General features: G+C 40.1%; 16 protein-coding genes and 1 other RNA gene. 9 read left to right on the top strand and 8 right to left on the bottom strand.

Annotated features, from left to right (window positions below; genetic code table 11):
- The first annotated feature begins 18 nt into the window (after positions 1–18).
- Positions 19–858 carry a Dam family site-specific DNA-(adenine-N6)-methyltransferase gene (locus FCN25_RS07780; protein ID WP_137223525.1) on the top strand — a complete coding sequence of 280 codons (840 nt, stop codon included), beginning with the start codon at positions 19–21 and terminating at the stop codon, positions 856–858.
- A 49-nt stretch (positions 859–907) separates the two neighbouring features.
- On the opposite strand, the gene FCN25_RS07775 is transcribed toward FCN25_RS07780, so the two are convergent.
- Positions 908–1087, bottom strand: a complete 180-nt coding sequence (locus FCN25_RS07775; RefSeq protein ID WP_137223523.1) for a DUF2970 domain-containing protein — start codon at positions 1085–1087, stop codon at positions 908–910.
- Positions 1087–1464, bottom strand: coding sequence for a hypothetical protein (locus FCN25_RS07770; RefSeq protein WP_137223521.1), 378 nt, complete (start codon positions 1462–1464; stop codon positions 1087–1089). The genes FCN25_RS07775 and FCN25_RS07770 overlap by 1 nt, the downstream gene beginning before the upstream one ends.
- 289 nt (positions 1465–1753) lie before the next feature.
- On the opposite strand from FCN25_RS07770, the gene rpe reads away from it, so the two are divergent.
- The 3 genes from rpe to trpS are packed head-to-tail and all read left to right on the top strand — an operon-like array spanning position 1754 to position 4184.
- The gene (rpe, locus tag FCN25_RS07765; RefSeq protein WP_137223519.1) at positions 1754–2425 is read left to right on the top strand and encodes a ribulose-phosphate 3-epimerase; all 672 of its coding nucleotides are present in this window, start codon (positions 1754–1756) and stop codon (positions 2423–2425) included.
- 30 nt (positions 2426–2455) lie between these two features.
- A complete protein-coding gene (locus FCN25_RS07760) occupies positions 2456–3148 on the top strand; it encodes a phosphoglycolate phosphatase (protein WP_137223517.1) in 693 nt (230 codons plus the stop codon).
- A 37-nt stretch (positions 3149–3185) separates the two neighbouring features.
- Positions 3186–4184, top strand: a complete 999-nt coding sequence (gene trpS, locus FCN25_RS07755; RefSeq protein WP_137223515.1) for a tryptophan--tRNA ligase — start codon at positions 3186–3188, stop codon at positions 4182–4184.
- A gap of 308 nt (positions 4185–4492) precedes the next feature.
- On the opposite strand, the gene FCN25_RS07750 is transcribed toward trpS, so the two are convergent.
- The 4 genes from FCN25_RS07750 to FCN25_RS07735 form a co-directional block, all read right to left on the bottom strand.
- Entirely contained in the window at positions 4493–5062 is a 570-nt protein-coding gene (locus FCN25_RS07750) for a BON domain-containing protein (RefSeq protein WP_137223513.1), read from the bottom strand.
- The gene (locus FCN25_RS07745; protein ID WP_137223511.1) at positions 5059–5652 is read right to left on the bottom strand and encodes a phosphoheptose isomerase; all 594 of its coding nucleotides are present in this window, start codon (positions 5650–5652) and stop codon (positions 5059–5061) included. Before FCN25_RS07745 ends, FCN25_RS07750 begins: the two co-directional genes overlap by 4 nt.
- Before the next feature lie 127 nt (positions 5653–5779).
- The gene (locus FCN25_RS07740; protein ID WP_137223509.1) at positions 5780–6106 is read right to left on the bottom strand and encodes a YraN family protein; all 327 of its coding nucleotides are present in this window, start codon (positions 6104–6106) and stop codon (positions 5780–5782) included.
- Entirely contained in the window at positions 6103–7926 is a 1824-nt protein-coding gene (locus tag FCN25_RS07735; RefSeq protein WP_137223507.1) for a penicillin-binding protein activator, read from the bottom strand. The genes FCN25_RS07740 and FCN25_RS07735 overlap by 4 nt, the downstream gene beginning before the upstream one ends.
- An 89-nt stretch (positions 7927–8015) precedes the next feature.
- On the opposite strand from FCN25_RS07735, the gene rsmI reads away from it, so the two are divergent.
- Both rsmI and rnpB read left to right on the top strand, forming a co-directional pair.
- Positions 8016–8858: a 16S rRNA (cytidine(1402)-2'-O)-methyltransferase gene (gene rsmI / locus FCN25_RS07730; RefSeq protein WP_137223505.1), complete on the top strand. Its 843-nt coding sequence runs from the start codon at positions 8016–8018 to the stop codon at positions 8856–8858.
- A gap of 54 nt (positions 8859–8912) precedes the next feature.
- Positions 8913–9266: RNase P RNA component class A (gene rnpB / locus FCN25_RS07725), an RNA gene on the top strand.
- Positions 9267–9754: 488 nt separating this feature from the next.
- Here rnpB and FCN25_RS07720 read toward each other — a convergent pair.
- Positions 9755–10582, bottom strand: a complete 828-nt coding sequence (locus tag FCN25_RS07720; RefSeq protein WP_137223503.1) for a mechanosensitive ion channel family protein — start codon at positions 10580–10582, stop codon at positions 9755–9757.
- A 633-nt stretch (positions 10583–11215) separates the two neighbouring features.
- Between FCN25_RS07720 and FCN25_RS07715 the strand changes: the two genes are divergently transcribed.
- The 3 genes from FCN25_RS07715 (at position 11216) to FCN25_RS07705 (ending at position 16141) form a co-directional block, all read left to right on the top strand.
- Positions 11216–11962: a hypothetical protein gene (locus FCN25_RS07715; RefSeq protein ID WP_137223501.1), complete on the top strand. Its 747-nt coding sequence runs from the start codon at positions 11216–11218 to the stop codon at positions 11960–11962.
- A 210-nt stretch (positions 11963–12172) separates the two neighbouring features.
- Positions 12173–13786 carry a hypothetical protein gene (locus tag FCN25_RS07710; protein ID WP_137223499.1) on the top strand — a complete coding sequence of 538 codons (1614 nt, stop codon included), beginning with the start codon at positions 12173–12175 and terminating at the stop codon, positions 13784–13786.
- A 219-nt stretch (positions 13787–14005) separates the two neighbouring features.
- Entirely contained in the window at positions 14006–16141 is a 2136-nt protein-coding gene (locus tag FCN25_RS07705; RefSeq protein WP_137223497.1) for a TonB-dependent siderophore receptor, read from the top strand.
- A 98-nt stretch (positions 16142–16239) separates the two neighbouring features.
- On the opposite strand, the gene FCN25_RS07700 is transcribed toward FCN25_RS07705, so the two are convergent.
- Positions 16240–18393 carry a TonB-dependent receptor gene (locus FCN25_RS07700; RefSeq protein WP_137223495.1) on the bottom strand — a complete coding sequence of 718 codons (2154 nt, stop codon included), beginning with the start codon at positions 18391–18393 and terminating at the stop codon, positions 16240–16242.
- Between the last annotated feature and the right edge of the window lie 65 nt (positions 18394–18458).

Here is an 18458-nt window from a genome sequence, read left to right as displayed (position 1 = left end):
CTGGCATAATGACTATTCATGATAAAAAAGCATAGAGCCTTTCTTAAATGGGCGGGTGGTAAATATAAACTCATTGATGAGCTAGCAAAACACCTTCCATCTGGAAATCGACTTATTGAGCCTTTTGTTGGGGCGGGATCGGTTTTTCTCAATACTCATTATGATGAGTATTTGTTATGCGACATTAACCAAGACTTAATCAATCTATATCAAATTGTTAAACAGCAGCCGGATGTCTATATCGAAGCGGCAAAGGCAATGTTCGTTGATGAAATGAATGATAAAGAAGCCTATTATCGTATTCGAGCAGAATTCAATCTTTGTCGTGATCCTTTTACTCGCTCGGTTTATTTTCTATACATGAACCGCCATGGTTTTAATGGCTTGTGTCGTTATAACCGCAAGGGTGGTTTTAACGTGCCATTTGGTTCGTATAAAAAACCGTATTTTCCAGAAGCTGAAATTCGTCACTTTTCATTAAAAGCGCAAAAAGCGACTTTTAAATGCATTAGTTATGAGCAGGCGTTTGATTTAGCTAATAGCGGTGACGTTATTTATTGTGATCCTCCATACGCGCCATTATCAACGACCGCCAGCTTTACCACATATGTGGGGCCAGGTTTTAGTTTAGACGACCAAGCATTACTCGCGCGTCATTCACGGCTTATTGCTCACGAACGCAATATTCCGGTGTTGATCAGTAATCATGATATTCCATTAACACGAGAGTTATATCGTGGCGCCTCTTTCTCAACGATTTCTGTACAACGTAATATTAGCCAAAAAGGCAGCTCACGGAAAAAAGTGGATGAAATTATGGCGTTGTACGACCAACATTATCGCGAAGAAGAGTGGTAATACAGCTGCATTAACGGGTGATTTAGTGGGTGTGTATCACGGCTGCTGATTAACTTAGCACTTGGTTGACGACTAATATCAATGAAATGACTAATGCTATAGCGAGAATTATCCCCATGATAATAAAAGGTAGCGGGGATTGAGTTTTAAAATCTTTTTGGCGATTCTGCTCTGTCTGCACACCAAAGAAAGCTGCAACAGTGCTACTGAACACCTGCCAAATCGACATTAGTGTAAGATCTGATTTGAACTACTAGAAGTTGGCATATCATTCAAAGGTTTATCTTTGTGACCATGGATCAACTCTAGTAAATCAATAAAGTGAAATTGGCTTGAACGGCTATTACCTGCTACCCAATTCCCCCAACTGACATCATTTGACTGCTCTGTGCAGCGATTTTTAGGATGACTGCTTGGTAGTTTGGCGTCGTAACTTGCGTTGCTATTGCATACACAGGTTTCGCCACTGGCATTATGGATCTCTGATGCTATCAATACTTGGCTTAATAATAATGCAAGTGCTGACGTTGCAAATACAGCATAAACAGATGCTGGCAATATTTTGCCATCATGATTCGAAAGTTTGCGAAGTAATTGCTTAACCATAAGGGTTACTTTATCCGTGGTTTATATATCGGTTGAAGTGACGACTAATATTAAATCCTAGACCAAATGTGAATCCACAATTTAGTCCTTAAGATAACAACTTTTTTGAGTATAGCAAAATAGCTTAGTTATTGAACACTGGTTTATGTGTAAAAAATAACAATTCCTACTTCTGGTCTAGTTTTAGACTAAAATCGCATTATAAATGGGTTATTTCCCTTGCTAGACTAGAGGCTTGCAGCCGCAAAGGGTAAAATGTCGTCACTTTGATCTGCCAATAGAGAAGATTATGCGCCCATTTTTAATTGCACCATCAATTTTGTCCGCCGATTTTGCCCGTTTAGGTGACGATGTTAAAGCCGTATTAGATGCAGGTTCAGACGTGGTTCATTTTGATGTAATGGACAATCACTATGTTCCAAATTTGACCATAGGCCCAATGGTCTGCACGGCGTTACGCAATTACGGTATCACCGCAGATATTGATGTGCATTTAATGGTTAAACCTGTGGATCGCATTATTCCTGATTTTGCTAAAGCTGGCGCATCCATCATTACTTTTCATCCAGAAGCTTCAGAGCATGTTGATCGCACTCTACAATTGATTAAAGAGTCTGGCTGTAAAGCGGGTTTAGTGCTTAATCCTGCTACCCCACTGCATTATTTAGATCATGTGATGGATAAGCTTGATGTGATTTTGTTGATGTCTGTTAACCCAGGTTTTGGTGGTCAGTCATTTATTCCGCATACACTCGAAAAACTTCGCCAAGTACGTGCGCTTATTGACGCCAGTGGCTTTGATATTCGCTTAGAAGTGGATGGCGGCGTTAAAGTCGATAATATCGCAGAGATCGCCGCAGCGGGTGCAGATATGTTTGTCGCTGGTTCGGCCATTTTCAGTCAAGCAGATTATAAAGTTGTTATTGATCAAATGCGTGCTGAACTCGCTTCTGTATCATAATATCTTTATTCGCCATCAGTGGGACTTTACATGATGCAATGGTCAAATATCAGCGCAATAGCTTTTGATTTAGATGGCACGCTAATAGACAGCGTACCTGATTTAGTTGTGGCTACAAATGCCACCTTAGCACAAAGCCAATATCCACCAGTGACAGATGCATTGGTGCGTAGTTGGGTGGGTAATGGTGCTAAAATGTTAATACAACGAGCACTAAGTTATTCCTCTTCCATGGCAGAAGACTCTCCAGAACTGCAGGCGATGCTTGAGCAAACTATGCCGCAATTTTTGCGTAATTATGGTGAAAACTTACAAAAGCATAGCCGTTTGTATCCGGGCGTATTAGCTACGTTACAACAGTTAACAGAAGCGGGTTTCAAACTCGCTATTGTCACCAATAAACCTTACCGATTTACGGTACCGTTATTAACGGCTTTTGGTATTGATGGCTTTTTTTCTGAAGTACTTGCTGGTGATTCATTGGCAAAAATGAAGCCTGATCCCATGCCATTACAACATCTACTTAAACAATGGAAGTTAGAGGCATCGCATTTACTCATGGTCGGCGATTCAAAGAATGATATTTTTGCAGCCAAAGGCGCGAATGTTATGTCTATTGGCTTGACCTACGGTTACAACTACGGCGAAGATATCGGTCTAAGTCATCCGGATGCGGTATGCGAACATTTTGCTGATATTGGTCAGTACCTACTGCCACAATAATTTACTATTCATAAGATAAACTGGAGCAATAAAACACATGATTAAACCCATAGTTCTCAGCGGTGCACAGCCATCAGGCGAATTAACCATAGGTAATTATATGGGCGCACTTCGTCAATGGGTTGCCATGCAAGATAGTCATGATTGCCTATATTGTGTTGTTGATTTACATGCCATTACCGTTCGCCAAGATCCAAAAAAGCTGCGAGAAGCCTGTTTAGATACTTTGGCGTTATACCTTGCTTGTGGTGTTGACCCTAAAAAAAGTACAGTGTTTATTCAGTCGCAAGTGCCGCAGCACACACAGTTGGGTTGGGCATTAAACTGCTACACCCAAATGGGTGAGTTAAATCGTATGACCCAGTTTAAAGATAAGTCGTTAAAGCATGCCAATAATATCAACGTTGGTTTATATGGCTATCCAGTATTGATGGCGGCAGATATTTTGCTTTATCAAGCCAATGAAATCCCTGTTGGTCAAGACCAAAAGCAACACTTAGAACTGACCCGTGATATCGCTACTCGTTTTAACAATGCCTATGGCGACACCTTTACCATTCCTGAACCGTTCATTCCAGAACACGGTGCTAAGGTCATGTCGTTGCAAGAACCGCTTAAAAAGATGTCTAAATCGGATGATAACCGTAACAACGTCATTGGTTTGCTTGAAGATCCTAAAGTGATCTTAAAGAAAGTGAAAAAAGCCATGACCGACAGCGACGAGCCACCAGTAGTGCGTTTTGACATGGAGCAAAAGCCAGGTGTTTCAAATTTATTGAGCTTAATGTCTGGTTGTACTGGGCAATCAATCGCTGCTTTAGAAGCAGAGTTTGAAGGCAAAATGTATGGTCATTTAAAAGTGGCAACCGGCGAAGCTGTTGTGGGTATGCTAGAGCCATTACAAGCTCGCTTTAAAGAGTATCGTGCTGACGAGACATTCTTACACCAAGTTATGGCCGAAGGTGCAGCAAAAGCCCAAGCTCGTGCAGCCGTAACCATTAAAAAGGTTTATGAGAAGATTGGTCTTATCGTATAAACCATCAAGGATTAACGTTAATTAAGCCAGCATTTTTGCTGGCTTTTTTTTTGTGACGTTTAATTTAATATGCGGTTATTTAATATGTAGTTATTGAGTTGACGGTTGCTGGGGTGACTATTATTTGATGAGGCGTTGTTGGGCTTATTAAAGTTTTAAAAAGGTCTGCTGGATAAATCCAATATGAACAATCTTTTTGATACTACCGTTTCTGCTTTATGCCATTGATACAAATAAAGGTAAAAAAAATTCATCGAGCAAAATGCTGGATGAATCTTATACCGCTAACAAAATGTGGGACAGTTGGATTAAGAATCAGTATATTCAAATACCTTAATCACTTTACGAACTCCGGCAGTATTTCGAGCGACGTCTACGGCTAAATCAGCTTGCTTGTGGTCAATTAAGCCCAGTAAAAACACTTCACCATTTTCGGTAATCACTTTCACTCGAGTAATATCGAGAGATTTCTCATTCAGCATACGGCCTTTCACTTTGGTTGTTACCCAAGTGTCGTTACTGCGAGTGGTGAATGAGGTGGGATTACCAATACGAATTTGGTTATGTATTTTGCCGCCGATTTGTAAATCTTGCACTACTTTAACGGCTTTATCGCGCAGCATCGAGTTAGGCGCTTGACCTATCATCAATACATTATTGTTCATCACAATTGCCGCAATATGGGTTTGATTATTAAGGTCATCATGTTTCGACAATGCGCTGGCAATAACAAAGTCAGCATTAGTATCGCTGACTTGAGTGCTCATGCTGCGTTCGTCATTAACCATCTTGGCACCGCTAACGGCACCAACCATGACTGCACCAGCACATCCCTGCAATATTGCTAGAGTTGTGATGATGAGTAACCCTTTTATCATGCTTGTTCATCCTGTGGGAACAAGGTGCGATCGATGTTATCGCATAAACAGTGAATAACCAGCAAATGGACTTCTTGAATACGTGCAGTGACGTTTGATGGTACACGAATTTCTACATCACCCGCACTCATCAAGCCAGCCATTGCGCCGCCATCTTTACCAGTTAGCGCAACAATTGTCATGTCGCGGCTTAATGCTGCTTCCATGGCTTTAATAACGTTGCCAGAGTTACCACTGGTCGAAATAGCTAATAAAATATCGCCCGGTTGACCCAATGCAAAGATTTGCTTCGAGAAAATTTCATCGTAGTTATAATCGTTAGCAATGGCGGTAATCGTTGACGTGTCACAGCTTAATGCAATTGCAGGTAGCGGCGGACGTTCAATTTCATAACGGTTTAATAATTCAGCAGAGAAGTGTTGAGCATCGCCAGCACTGCCGCCATTACCGCATGACAGAATTTTATTTCCGCCAAGTAGACATTGCACCATCATCTCTGCAGCTTTTTCAATCGGCTCTGGTAATGCTTCTGCAGCATCAATCTTAGTCTGAATTGATTCGGTGAAACTATCTCTAATACGTTCTAACATGCAACAATCCTTACGCTAAATTATATCTACGATGTCTCTGATGGGCTTTTTGTGAGCATCCATCAGTTAGACTCAGTAATTTGACTATATAATGCCATAAATCAAAGTTATGGTAATCAGTTGTTGCTTAAAAACACCCTTGTAGCCAGTTTATTTCATCATTATTCATTGCAATGACATCAAAGCGACAAGGTGGATTCAATTTTTGTCGTTGTAAATAATGATCTGCCGCCAATCTTATCCGGGTGATCTGTTTGCTTGTTAATGCATTTAAGGCACCACCAAATTGGTTTGACGCCCTAAATTTTACTTCAACAAACACCCACACATCCTGTTGGCGCATAATCAAATCTATTTCACCAAATGGGTAACGCACATTAGCCTCTACAAACGTCAGACCTTGTTGTTCAAGATAAGTTCGCGCTTGTTGCTCAGCTAATTGTCCACGGTTCATAGTGGTGTTAATTGCCCTTTAGTATATAGACCCCAAGACAATTGACGATCAATCACCCCATTAGGTTTAACCGATAATGCACCACTTCGCCCCATAAATTGATAACCAGGGAAAGCACGCATTTGCGCTAAACGATTAACCAATTCAAGTGCATCGAAGCCCATTACATATAAACGTTTTTGGCTGTTATTCCAACCACTCCATAGCTCTGCCACCATTTGAGTTTCGTCATTAGACTGCATTAACCATGGAACATCACTAATCATCAAGTTATTCAGTTCTTGCGATGACTGGGCCGACTCATTTTCGAGGCGACTTCGGCTAGTGGTATACAAGGCGACTGGTTCAGAGAATACGCTAAAGTTAACATCTAAAAACGGCTTAAGTAGAGCCAAGTCTTGTGAACCTGAAATCATGTAGATTGCATCAATATCTTGACGTGAACGGAAATCAGCCTCTAAACGACTGCCCAACAATTCACGCATTCTAGCGATGCGAGCTTGGCTGTCTTTAACGCCCAAGGCTTCTTGAACGGTCAGTTTCATTTGGTCGCCGGCATCATAATAATGCACTTCAACAGTATTATTTGTTAGGGCTAACCACGCCTGATTAAAGCTCTCAGCCATACGTTTACCAATAGAATCATTACTGGCAAGCAATAATGGCAACTTTACCCCGTCGTTAAACAGTTTTTGCGCGGCATCACTGGCTTCTTGCGCCGGAGACAATGAAAAATAAAAGAGATTAGCCTGCGGCGTAAACGTATCAGTTTGGTTTAAATATAGTTGAGGTACAGTGGTTTTTTGCTTGTCGTTGATTTTTTGTAACTCTTCAACCTCATTGGGTAATAATGGCCCAATGATAAACTCTGCACCTTTGGCAATAGCTTGCTGATAAGCGCCAGTCACACCTTGCTGAGTATCATAAAAGTTAAGTGAGACATTGCTATCGAAGTCAGATAGATAACTAGATAATAATCCTTGGCGGATAGGTTCTGCAACCGCAGCTCGTGGACCTGTTAACGGTAATAATATCGCAATATTTTGCGGCCTAAAGGGTTTAGCATTAAGTGCTTTTTCTAAATCGTTAGGTAACTTCATCGCAGCTGGATGGTAAGGATTATTACGTTGCCACTCACCTAAATAACGTACTAGTTGAGACGGCTCAACGGCATAATGTTTAGCGATATAAGTCAGTTGTAACCAACCAGAAAAAATAGGATTAGATTGATCGCGCATAAATGCTTGCACGGTTTCTTCATGCAATGGCTGGAGTAATTTCCAGATAACATTGTTAAGGGCTGCAGTTTCAGACTTTGGTAGGTAATTACTTAATAAGCTTAATTGTTTAACTTGCTCAATGGGTTGTTGGGTATGTTTATACAATTTAGCTTTAAATTGGTGATAGCTGGCCATTTGCCATCGTGGTAGCTGCCAATGTGGTGGATACTGTAAAATATCTAAAGCGGCTTGGCTGTTAGTGGTTTTCTCCGCAATGCGAGCGCGCAAATAGATATGCTCAGCCTGAAGTGATTGCACATTCACCATCGACTTTTGCATTGAGGTTAAAACATTAGTTGCAGCATTAAAATTACCATCATTTATATAAGCGTGAGCGGCGAGTAATAAATAACGATCGCGCTTTTCTGGTAAACTGCTTTTGGTTGCTTGAGCCAAATAAATTTTAGCCGGATGCTCCGCGGCAACGAGCGATGCACTTGCTTCAACGTTATCTTGCTGTTTTTGGGTAGCGCAACTGGCCACCAATACAGAGAAAATCAACGCACACACAAATTTTGTAGTATTCAGTCTTTTTAACACTTGGCTATACTCTGGTAAGATGCTGGCACTAGTTTAACCTGCTCTTACGCTTGGCGAAAGTATCAGGTAGATTCATTATCGAGGTAATTATGGACCAAATGGTCGCGCTGTATATTGTTCCCACCCCAATTGGTAATTTTGGCGACATCAGCGCTCGGGCAATAGAGGTGCTGCAACAGGTTGATTTAATCGCCTGTGAAGACACACGCCACAGCGGAAGACTGCTTAGTCACTTTGGTATTGAAACCCGTAAAACGGCATTACATGATCATAATGAACGTGACCGAGTGCAATGGATAGTTGAACAATTAGATGCCGGAAAGTCAATTGCGCTTATTTCCGACGCGGGTACACCGTTAATTTCTGACCCTGGCTACCATTTAGTTAACCATGTTCGTCAAGCGGGTCATCGAGTGATACCGTTACCAGGTGCTTGTGCCGCGATTACGGCCTTGAGTGCATCTGGTTTGCCGTCCGATCGATTCAGTTTTGAAGGTTTTTTACCCTCAAAAGAAAAAGCCCGTATCGACAAATTAGAATTTCTGAAAGAAGATCCTCGTACATTGATATTTTACGAGTCTCCGCATCGTATTCTTTATAGTCTTGCCGCTATTGTTGAGGTGTTAGGCGAAGACAGACAAATAGTGATGGCTCGTGAAGTCACTAAAATGTTTGAAACTTTTCTCTCTGGGACTGCAGCAGAAGTCTTAGCGTTAGTAGAAGCCGATGATAATCAGCAAAAAGGCGAAATAGTGATTATGTGCCACGGCTTTACCTTAACAGACGAAGAGGGTATTCCTGCGGTTGCTGTCGCCACGTTGAAGTTACTTTGTGAAGAACTACCACTTAAAAAAGCTGCAGCAATAGCCGCGCAAATACACGGTTTAAAGAAAAATGCCTTGTATAAATATGGTTTAGAACTGGATTTATAAAAAGCCCGTCGCTTTGGCATTGGTTTGTTGGTCTGCTTAGGCTATAATCCGCGCCGAGTTGGCCAGACAGTTGCCGCGTACGCAAGTACGGGGAGGAAAGTCCGGGCTTCAAAGAGCAGGGTACCAGGTAACGCCTGGGCGGTGTGAACCGACGACAAGTGCAACAGAGAGGAAACCGCCATTTTGGCTTCGGCTAAAGTGGTAAGGGTGAAAGGGTGCGGTAAGAGCGCACCGTGCGGCTAGCAATAGTCCGTAGCAAGGTAAACTCTACCCGAAGCAAGACCAAATAGGGTCCCGTATGGCGCTGCTCGCGTTGGGACCGGGTAGGTCGCTTGAGCCTGTGAGCGATTGCAGGCCTAGATGAATAACTGTCCTCGACAGGACCCGGCTTATCGGCCAACTCACCTCTTTACATGAAAGGCCTCGCAGCAATGCGAGGCCTTTTTTTGTTGGTATGAAAAATTATTGATTATCGTCATTGCCTACCCCAAAGGGGGAATCAAGCTTATTTATACTAAACCTTCATGCGGACTAATTGCCTGACGCAGGTGACCTATAGATTGTGACAAATGTGGAGAGCATATTAATAAGCGAACTTATGTTTATGATTAAGCAAGGCGCTGTAAGCACTAATAATGTTAGCTGTATTAGGAACAAATAAGTCAGTTTTTGATTGCCAGATTGAAGATATGAAATAAAGTTTACACTTACCCCACAAGCTCAAAAAATTGAGTAATTAAAAATAGCGAAAAATAAGAGTCGTAAAATAAATGAAAGGAGTGAAATTAAGATTTCATAATAATAGGTGGCTAGCTAACACAGACGCGATTTATAGGCTAATAAAAACGAGCAAGGCCCTAAGGCACTTGCTCGTTGTTGTCATCAAAACATAGAGATTATTGCTCTTTTTCGATGATCAGCTTTCTGTGTGGGAAAGGAATTTCAATACCTGCTTCATCCAGTGCTTTTTTGATTTGCTCAGGGATTGAGTACAGGATGTCGAAGTAATGTTCACCATGACAGAAAGGACGGACCAAGAAGTCCACTGAACTGTCATTTAAAGTTTCAACTTCAACAAATGGCACTGGGTCTTTTAAAATATGTGGATGAGCTGCCAATACCGCATCAATAACTTTGCGTACTTCATCGGTATTTTCTTTGTAAGCCACACCAAAGTGCATATCTACACCACGAATATCATGGAAAGAATGGTTAACGATTTGAGCCCCCCAAATTTGATTGTTCGGCACAATAATATGCTGATTATCAAAAGTTTTAAGGATCGTGGTGAATAAATCGATTTCTTGAACATTACCGAATCGATCAGCAGCGCTAATAAAGTCACCTACTTTATAAGGACGGAATAGTAATAACATTACGCCTGCAGCAAGGTTAGATAATGTTCCTTGCAATGCTAAACCAACAGCTAAACCAGCAGCACCTAACAATGCCACAATAGAGGCTGTTTGCACGCCAAAACGATTTAACACCGCTATAGCAACGAAAGCGAGAATGATGTACTTCGCTACACTGCCTAAAAAACGGAATAATGTGTTGTCGAGCTTATCGTAACTTTCACCAATTTTATTGATGATTGAGCTCATTTTATTAGCAATATAAAGACCAACGATTAAAATTAGCGCAGCTAATAATACATTGATCCCTACATCAATTATTAACGGTAGGTATTGATTAATATCGATTTGTTCTACGTAGTCTTGCATTTAATGCCTCCTGCATAAAAGGAATACTTGCTTTATGTTTGACGGTAACTTGTATTGGATCTTACATCTGATTAGATATTAACTTGGTTTGTTAAATTCTATGACTTAATGTAACAACATTGTTGTCGCGATAAGCTTAACACAATCATGGGCTAATGTGATGACAATCACTTTAAGAATGACTGAGAAGAGTTTGTTTTTGCTTGAATTAATGGTGGGTATCATGACTTCGCAACAGAAATTAAAAGTAAGCTTATGTCTATTAAATAAAAAGAACGTTAGTTGAATAAAGAACATTACCCATGATTATCGGCTGCAATATAAAATGGGTGGCTGAATAAAATAGACTATTAGCATTATTCACAAACGTTTTAATCCCTTGAGCAGTATTTCCCTACCTAAAGATAAAACGCTTCACATAACTTCTTTGCAAAAATATTTTGCGTAAAATTTTCGCGAATACGTACCTACTGCTAACCCATTGCGTCAGTCATTATTCCCTTAACAAAAACGAGACAGCTTGGTGAGTGTTATTCATCATTAAATATCTGTCTGTATAAGCGTCTTATCTGCCGTCCCAAAGGTATTTCGGTTAAAGATTGTTGCTTATGGCGCTAGATTAAGGGAAATATTATGTATAGATCGATATGTAAAGTGGTGATTTTTGGGGTAATGATGTTGGTATCGGCATGTTCGAGTGACGTTAGCCCTTATCATGGGAATCAAGGCGACACCCCTAAAGTATTTGATAGTCAGTTTTTTAGTGGCCAATGGAGTGTGATAAAAGCGCAAGGTAAATATACTCATTTCGCCAACAGAAAACCTCACATTGTGTCTATTTACCAAGGTGATTTAGAGAGTCTTAACAGCAGAATTACGCAAAATAAAGTCGCCGGACTACGCCTTGAAACCATTGTCGCGGCTCAAGGTAAAAGTAAAATACAGGCGCTACTAAATAATATAAATGAATTTGAATATATTAATAAACATTACACCTCTGAGAATATTGATAGTGTTCAAGAATCCACCATTTATAACGGTGCTAAGCCATTACGAAAAGACTTTGTACAAAAGAATGAAGCTAATACCTTAGTTTTTGATTACTACAACCAAAACAATGTTGTCGTTGGTCTTAATGCTTTTGTACTGTTTGAGTATCAACATTTTTCTGTGTTGCGAAAAAATCAACGTGAGCATTTTGCTCATGCTAAGACGACATATAAGCAATTGGGTTTGGATATTAATATCGACGTTGATTTTATAATGCTCAACGATAAACAAAATATGGTTGGTATTGATGTGGTGAACGATGAACTCATTATTGTGTACAACTTTGGCCGAGGTGAAAGGAATTACGCTATTTTAGAAAAAGTGAAATAGTAACAACTGAGTTTTTATTGGTTTATGTGAGATCTGAGTATTAACATAAGCGCGAGATCTCAAATGATGAAGTTTATTAATCATTAAACTAAATAATTCTGGGCTAGATGCATTGTTAATATATCCTTTAGAAAAATAACTCCGCTGTATTTTTTTGAGTATTAATTAATTTCAACATTGAAAATAAATGTCGATTATAAAAGGACCGTTATGAGTAACGAAATCATTGAGCCACGTAGTACTTGGACAATGCGACTAATTTCACCAAAGTTTAATGATGAACTCTATCTTTGGATGTCTACCATCCCAATATTTTGTGGTGTGATGCAGTTTATCCTCAGTTTTTTTTACTACCTGAGATTTATGGGACTGGTATTTGTTGGGGCAAGTGGCCCTAAAGCATCGAATGGCGGCGGTTTAGGCGCGCTAATGTTGGTTATTTTAGCTTTCTTGTTCACCATAGGACTATTTTGCGCTTTTGTTATTGGGTTTTCCTACGGTTTTACATCGTTAGGTTGGCTTTATGAAAGGGCTCCTTGGTTATTGTACTTGTGGCTAACCGTTGTTATTTTGGGGTCAATGTTTAAAAACAGCATAAAAGTTAAAGCCATTGGTGATAATGCTGATAAATATGGCTTAACTATTGTGTATTACTATGGCATGGGATTGACGGCTTTTTTAGTGTTACTGGTATCTAATCATGTTTTTGAAAATAATATGGTTGAAACGGGAGGGGGAAATTGGGCGTTAATTCCATTCGGTATTGTTGCCTGCTTTTTGTCTTTATTTCATGGCATTATTAAGCCCGCCATTACTTCAATTATTGTGCTCTATATTCGCTTATTCGTAAAAGCGGATGATAAGGTCAACGCGCTTATTTTGCAGCGCAATGAAGCGGCTATGGTAGCGGCAAAATCAGGTCGTAAGGGGTTAAGTTATCTACGTTACGCAGCGTTATTTAGTTTAATTTCACCGCTCGTATTTGTGCGCTTACTAGACGTATTGGGTATGGGACAGCAAGTGCTTAGCACTTCATTAGCGCCTTATACATTCGATATATTCATGGCGATGTTCGGGCATATTGAAATGGCAATTTGGCTGGCACTAATTGCGTGGTTTGCTATTGCTGCCATTATAACGCCACAGCGTAGTTTACTGGCAAAGCTTATCCGATTAAGTGGTAAGGAATCACTTGGTGCGACCAAAACAATTGCGGCTATTGGTGTTGTGTGTTTCAGTCTATTGGCTCTTGGAGTTTATGTTGACCTTGGTATTTCAAACGGATTTAACAAAAACAACCCAGAGAGCATTATTTTGCAAAAATCCCGTGATGGTAACCACTATTTATCATCACGTTATGCCAAAGAATTCGCGATAAATCAACCAGAGTTATTTGAGGTTTTTAATATTGAACCACCAAAAAAGACCACTATTTTTGGTGTAAAACCAGGTACAGCTAAATACAAAAAAGCCCAAAAAAACTATATTAATGATCACTATATTAAAGAAAGAACTGACATTGCTCAGTCTAAACATTATCAATTTAGGCAGGGGTTAGCATTTTATGAAATAGCATTATGTATTACTATTTTCTTAGGTATGTTTACGTTATCACCTATTCATTTAGGCATGTATTGTATATCCGGCTGTTTCATGTTTTTGATTTGTGCCACCAGTATTGAAGGCAACTTTGAATATATTGACGAAATAGAGAAAGATTCGTTGGAGATCATTGATAAATTATATTTTTATTCTACTCACAGCACGTTAAGTGGGGCCGAATATCGCCTTTATCGCGATGCGCAAAAACTCAAGTCTATATAACCATAATGACAGTTTATCTTGTCGTAATCTCAATGATCGACAAGATAAACTTCCCCTAATTCATTTATATTTAATTAGTTTTCCGATAAACATCAACACAAAGTGCTTGTATCGTTAACAAAATCATAATAAATGTAAACCCTTAAATACAAATGGTTATCATTAGTGTTTAGTGTTATATTACGGCCAAATTTTACTGTTGTTAATGAGTAAGCTGTTATGCATTTGAACGTGATTAATATTGGGATATTAAGCCTGCTGTTACCTGTACTGAGTGTCAGTGCTAATGAACAAGGTACCGAAAAAGCTCCAAGTGAATCGATTGAAAAAATAACCGTAATGGGTCGAGCGCAGACATTTTACCGAGAATCATCGACCTCGGTTGGTGCTAAAGTCGAAACCGATATAATGGATTTGCCACAATCGGTGCAGGTGTTGAATGAGCAGTTGATTGTTGACCAAGCCGCACGTGAAATTACCGATTTATATCGTTCTATTGCAGGAGTGAGTGCCTACAGTTATTCGGGCGTAACGTTTCGTGGATTTAGAGATGACAGTAATGTTTTTTATGATGGTGTCAGAGGCGATCCATTTTCTGGTTTTGGCGTACCACAGTTATTCAATATAGAACGCGTTGAAGTGCTAAAAGGTCCTGCCGCAGCATTATACGGTGGTGGCGAACCGGGTGGCATGATCAATTATGTTACCAAGAAGCCGAGTTTTGTCCAAGACACCGAGGTAACATTAACTGCGGGTGATAACGACCGTATGGGTGGCTCAATAGACTCAAAAGGTGGCTTAACAGACAATATTGCTTATCGCCTTGGTGGTTTTTATGAACAAAAAGACAGTTTCCGAAATAATGCAGATTCTAAAAATACCGAGTTAACGGGTGGATTATTATTTCAACTTGGTGATGACACCACACTAACAACCTCGATTGATTACATTAAGCAAGACTTAGGCGGTAATCGTTTACGTGGTGTTCCGGTTGATGATGATGGTAATTTTTTGGTTGATCCAAGTTACAACGCCAATGAAAAATCTGATTATCAAAACCTTGAAGCAACAATATTACAAGCTGATTTACAACATCACTTTAGCGATGCTTTGAGTATGAATACCACAGTTCGTTACCTTGATAATGAACGCGTTCAAGGCTATCACGAATCCCAAGGCTGGGTAGATGTCAATGGCGACGGTGAAGCCAACGTCGACGATGAAACCATTAAGCGCGAGTACCGTAAGCAGTATCGTGCTAATAAAGAAATGAGCGTGACCTCCGATTTTGTGTATCGTTTAGACAGTGCCATTGAGCAAACTTTGCTATTTGGTGCAGATTACCATCATGTGGATACTGAATATGATTATTGGCGTGCTCGTTATGAAGCCGATGGCGTCGCTAATCTCAATATTTTTGATCTGAATTATGGTCAGAGCGATCCGGCTGATTACAACTTAACCGATCAAAACCGAGATGGTGGTAAAACTGAACGTATGGGTTTATATACTCAAGATCAAATTAGTTTAAGTGATAAATGGCTGCTGCTGATAGGCTTACGTTACGATCACTTTAATGATTTTGATAAAGAGACTGGTTTTGAGTATAGCGATCATCATGTGTCACCTCGAGGCGGCATAGTTTACAAGTATTCTCCAGATACCTCTTTTTATGCGAATTATTCTGAAAGTTTTAATCCGACATCTATTGGTGATCAAGAAGAGTCCAGTGCTGATGGTGGTTTATCACCAGAAATAGGTGAGCAGGTTGAAGTTGGTATTAAAAACCAGTGGTTTGACGGTAGTATGATGACCACGCTTGCTGTGTATCAAATTAACAAAAAAGACGTGGCCATGAATAATCCTGACTATACCGGTGACGATGATGGTATCGCAGCCTTAATCAGTTTAGGTCAAGTAGAAAGTAAAGGTGTTGAATTTACCCTAGTTGGTGATATCACCGCCGATTGGACCATTATGGCAAACTATGCTTATAACGATACCAGAGTCACTGAAGGTGATATTGGCGATACCTATGCAGATGGCAGTAAATTTGTGAACGCGCCACGACATCAAGCCGGTTTATGGACTCGTTATGATATCGACAGTTTACAGTCTGCTATTGCATTTGGTGCTGATTATGTCAGTGAGCAAGTCAGTGCGGATGCGCAAAAGGTTAAACCTTATACTGTATTTGATATGAGCTGGACAACAACCTGGCAAGAGACCCAATTTCAGTTAAATGTCAAAAACCTGTTTGATAAAGAATATGCAGTAAGTGGCTTTTCTGAACGTAATGGTCATTTCCCTGGTGCGCCAAGAGAAGTGGTATTACAGGTATCACATCACTTTTAACTTAAGACTATTAACGGAAGACCCATAAGGTCTTCTTTAATAAAAAAGGGAGTAAACAATTAATTGTTTATTCCCTTTTTTATTATTTCACAACGGGTTTAAAAACTGGCTTTAACGCCCAGATTAATGGTGGTACCCAGTGCTTTGGTATAGTAACTCGCATTAGTAGAAGATTGTGCTCGTGCAGAAAAATAATCTTCATTGAGTAAGTTTTCTACACCTAGCGATAGTTGCCAATTATTGAGTTGATAGCTACTAGTTAGATTCAGGACGTTATAATTTGCTATAGGTCCTTGAGAGCCAATATATTCGCCATCGATCGGGTCAAATCGGTCTCGGTCACCAACATACATGTAGTTAATCCCGATACTAGCTTCTTCAACGGGTTGCCAACTAACATAAGCGGTTAATTTAGGGGGTGATATGGTACCACCATCTATATAAGTATCGGTTTCAGTGTCTTTCCCTTCAATCCAACTATAACTTAAACCGGTACTGAGGTTATCAAATACACGGTAGTCGAATTGCGCTTCATAGCCCCAAATTTTTTGTGGTGCGCGTACGGGTAAGTAAATGCCTGTTGTTGCATCAAAGCTGTTACTTGTGCCTAATTCTGATTTACTTCGGTAGGCGGCAATTTCATAATTTAAATCACCAAGTTGACCAGAAAAACCGATTTCATAGTTATCGACAATGGATGATTCGGTGCGGATTAATGCAATATCATCGACTGTGGCGGTTCGTAAAAGACGACCAATATCTGAAATATCTGCACCTTGGGAAAAGCTCATGAACGGGTTAAATAACTCGTTCATGTTGTAACGTAAACCAATATTATAGGTGGTTGAGTTATATGTTAATTCGCCGCCAGTGACATCAAAAGGTACTGAGCAAGTACTTGGCGTTCGACATAGTTTTAAGGTTTTATAATCATCAACAGTTAAATCGACACTGTCTTGGCGGATACCAGCTTTAAAAACCCAATCATCGGCAATAACAAACTTAGTTTGTAAATAAACCGCTAAATTACGCATATCCATTTCAGGCACCCAAATTCGGCCGTCTTCTAAAGGTTGTGAACTGATGTCTTGCAGCGCATCAATACCGTAAATAAAAGTTGATTCAACATTATCCCAATCAACTTGGGTAGCAAAGTTAACGCGTAGGCCTTTCTTTTCTGACTTGATGAATGATTGACCCCCTTCGTAACCTTCGCTTAGGTTAGCTAGTGCCGTTGAAAAGAAAAACATATTTTCAATTTTTTGAAGATAACCATCAACGGTTAACTGGGTGTTAGTGAATACTTCTTGATCGACGTATTTTAACATTAGATTATGATTACCGCGTGGCCCTTGAGGTACGCCAAGCTTTGCTACCCCAGTTGTGTTTTCTATCGCGTAAGTTTTTTCACCGGTGTTAGCATTACCTGCAACATCAATATAGTCTGAGTTTTGTTGGGCTTCATAGTAGTTATAAGTCAGTTGAATGGACTTATCGTCGTCAAGTTGATAGCCCAGTTTAGTAAAATAGTTGTTGGATTTAGTTTCTGATAAGCCATAGACTAATCCGATAGCGTCGCCTTCTGCATCTCGCTCCACGCCTGTTTTTTCTGTAATGGCACTAAATACATAGCTAAAATTGTCAATCGTACCATCTATCGAAGTATCCACTCGATAACCGGCACTGTCTTGTAACTTTATCGCGCTAAATTTACTGGAAATTCCAACATTAACTCGTGCTTTGTCTTCGCTGGCTCGTTTAGTGATGTAGTTAATGATCCCGCCTGAAGCACCATTGCCATAAATAGAGGTTGCACCTTTAATCACCTCAATACGTTCAATGGCTCCCGCATCAATGGAGCTTATGCCTAATTTTCCATTTCGTAATGGCGTAGATTGTGGCACACCGTCAATCATGACTAATGCAGCACGACCGCGTAAATTTTGTCCCGAGTTACTTGATGTGCCAGTGCTTGGCGCCAAGCCAGGAACACGAAATGCGAGTAAGTTTTGTAATTCGGATGTGACAAGCATATCGCGCGCGAGGGTTTCTTGCTCAATGAGCGTGACGGAAGAAGGAACTTCCTCTATTCGCTCAGATGAGCGACTACCAGTAACAATCATGCGCTCCATTGAGGCATTACTGTCCGTGGATTGTGGTGATGATTCTGCATTGGCATTAGTTGCGGGGAGTACCAATAAAAATAATGCACAGTGAGTCGCTATAGCCAATTGGCTAGGCTTGAATAACATAAGTATACCGATTAATAAACAATGAATGGTATGTAATGATATTCATTATCATTAATGAATACAGA

Source organism: Shewanella sp. MEBiC00475 (assembly GCF_005234075.1).
Taxonomy (GTDB): domain Bacteria; phylum Pseudomonadota; class Gammaproteobacteria; order Enterobacterales; family Shewanellaceae; genus Shewanella; species Shewanella polaris.
The sequence above is the reverse complement of the archived record's forward strand: the minus strand, read 5'-3'. Positions and strand labels throughout refer to the sequence as shown.

Coding starts and splice junctions, on each gene's coding strand:
- FCN25_RS07705 (WP_137223497.1), top strand. CDS start 14,006: ATGCATTTGAACGTGATTAATATTGGGATATTAAGCCTGCTGTTACCT.
- FCN25_RS07720 (WP_137223503.1), bottom strand. CDS start 10,582: ATGCAAGACTACGTAGAACAAATCGATATTAATCAATACCTACCGTTA.
- FCN25_RS07715 (WP_137223501.1), top strand. CDS start 11,216: ATGTATAGATCGATATGTAAAGTGGTGATTTTTGGGGTAATGATGTTG.
- FCN25_RS07775 (WP_137223523.1), bottom strand. CDS start 1,087: ATGTCGATTTGGCAGGTGTTCAGTAGCACTGTTGCAGCTTTCTTTGGT.
- FCN25_RS07700 (WP_137223495.1), bottom strand. CDS start 18,393: ATGTTATTCAAGCCTAGCCAATTGGCTATAGCGACTCACTGTGCATTA.
- trpS (WP_137223515.1), top strand. CDS start 3,186: ATGATTAAACCCATAGTTCTCAGCGGTGCACAGCCATCAGGCGAATTA.
- FCN25_RS07710 (WP_137223499.1), top strand. CDS start 12,173: ATGAGTAACGAAATCATTGAGCCACGTAGTACTTGGACAATGCGACTA.
- FCN25_RS07770 (WP_137223521.1), bottom strand. CDS start 1,464: ATGGTTAAGCAATTACTTCGCAAACTTTCGAATCATGATGGCAAAATA.
- rsmI (WP_137223505.1), top strand. CDS start 8,016: ATGGACCAAATGGTCGCGCTGTATATTGTTCCCACCCCAATTGGTAAT.
- FCN25_RS07760 (WP_137223517.1), top strand. CDS start 2,456: ATGATGCAATGGTCAAATATCAGCGCAATAGCTTTTGATTTAGATGGC.
- rpe (WP_137223519.1), top strand. CDS start 1,754: ATGCGCCCATTTTTAATTGCACCATCAATTTTGTCCGCCGATTTTGCC.
- FCN25_RS07740 (WP_137223509.1), bottom strand. CDS start 6,106: ATGAACCGTGGACAATTAGCTGAGCAACAAGCGCGAACTTATCTTGAA.
- FCN25_RS07745 (WP_137223511.1), bottom strand. CDS start 5,652: ATGTTAGAACGTATTAGAGATAGTTTCACCGAATCAATTCAGACTAAG.
- FCN25_RS07750 (WP_137223513.1), bottom strand. CDS start 5,062: ATGATAAAAGGGTTACTCATCATCACAACTCTAGCAATATTGCAGGGA.
- FCN25_RS07780 (WP_137223525.1), top strand. CDS start 19: ATGATAAAAAAGCATAGAGCCTTTCTTAAATGGGCGGGTGGTAAATAT.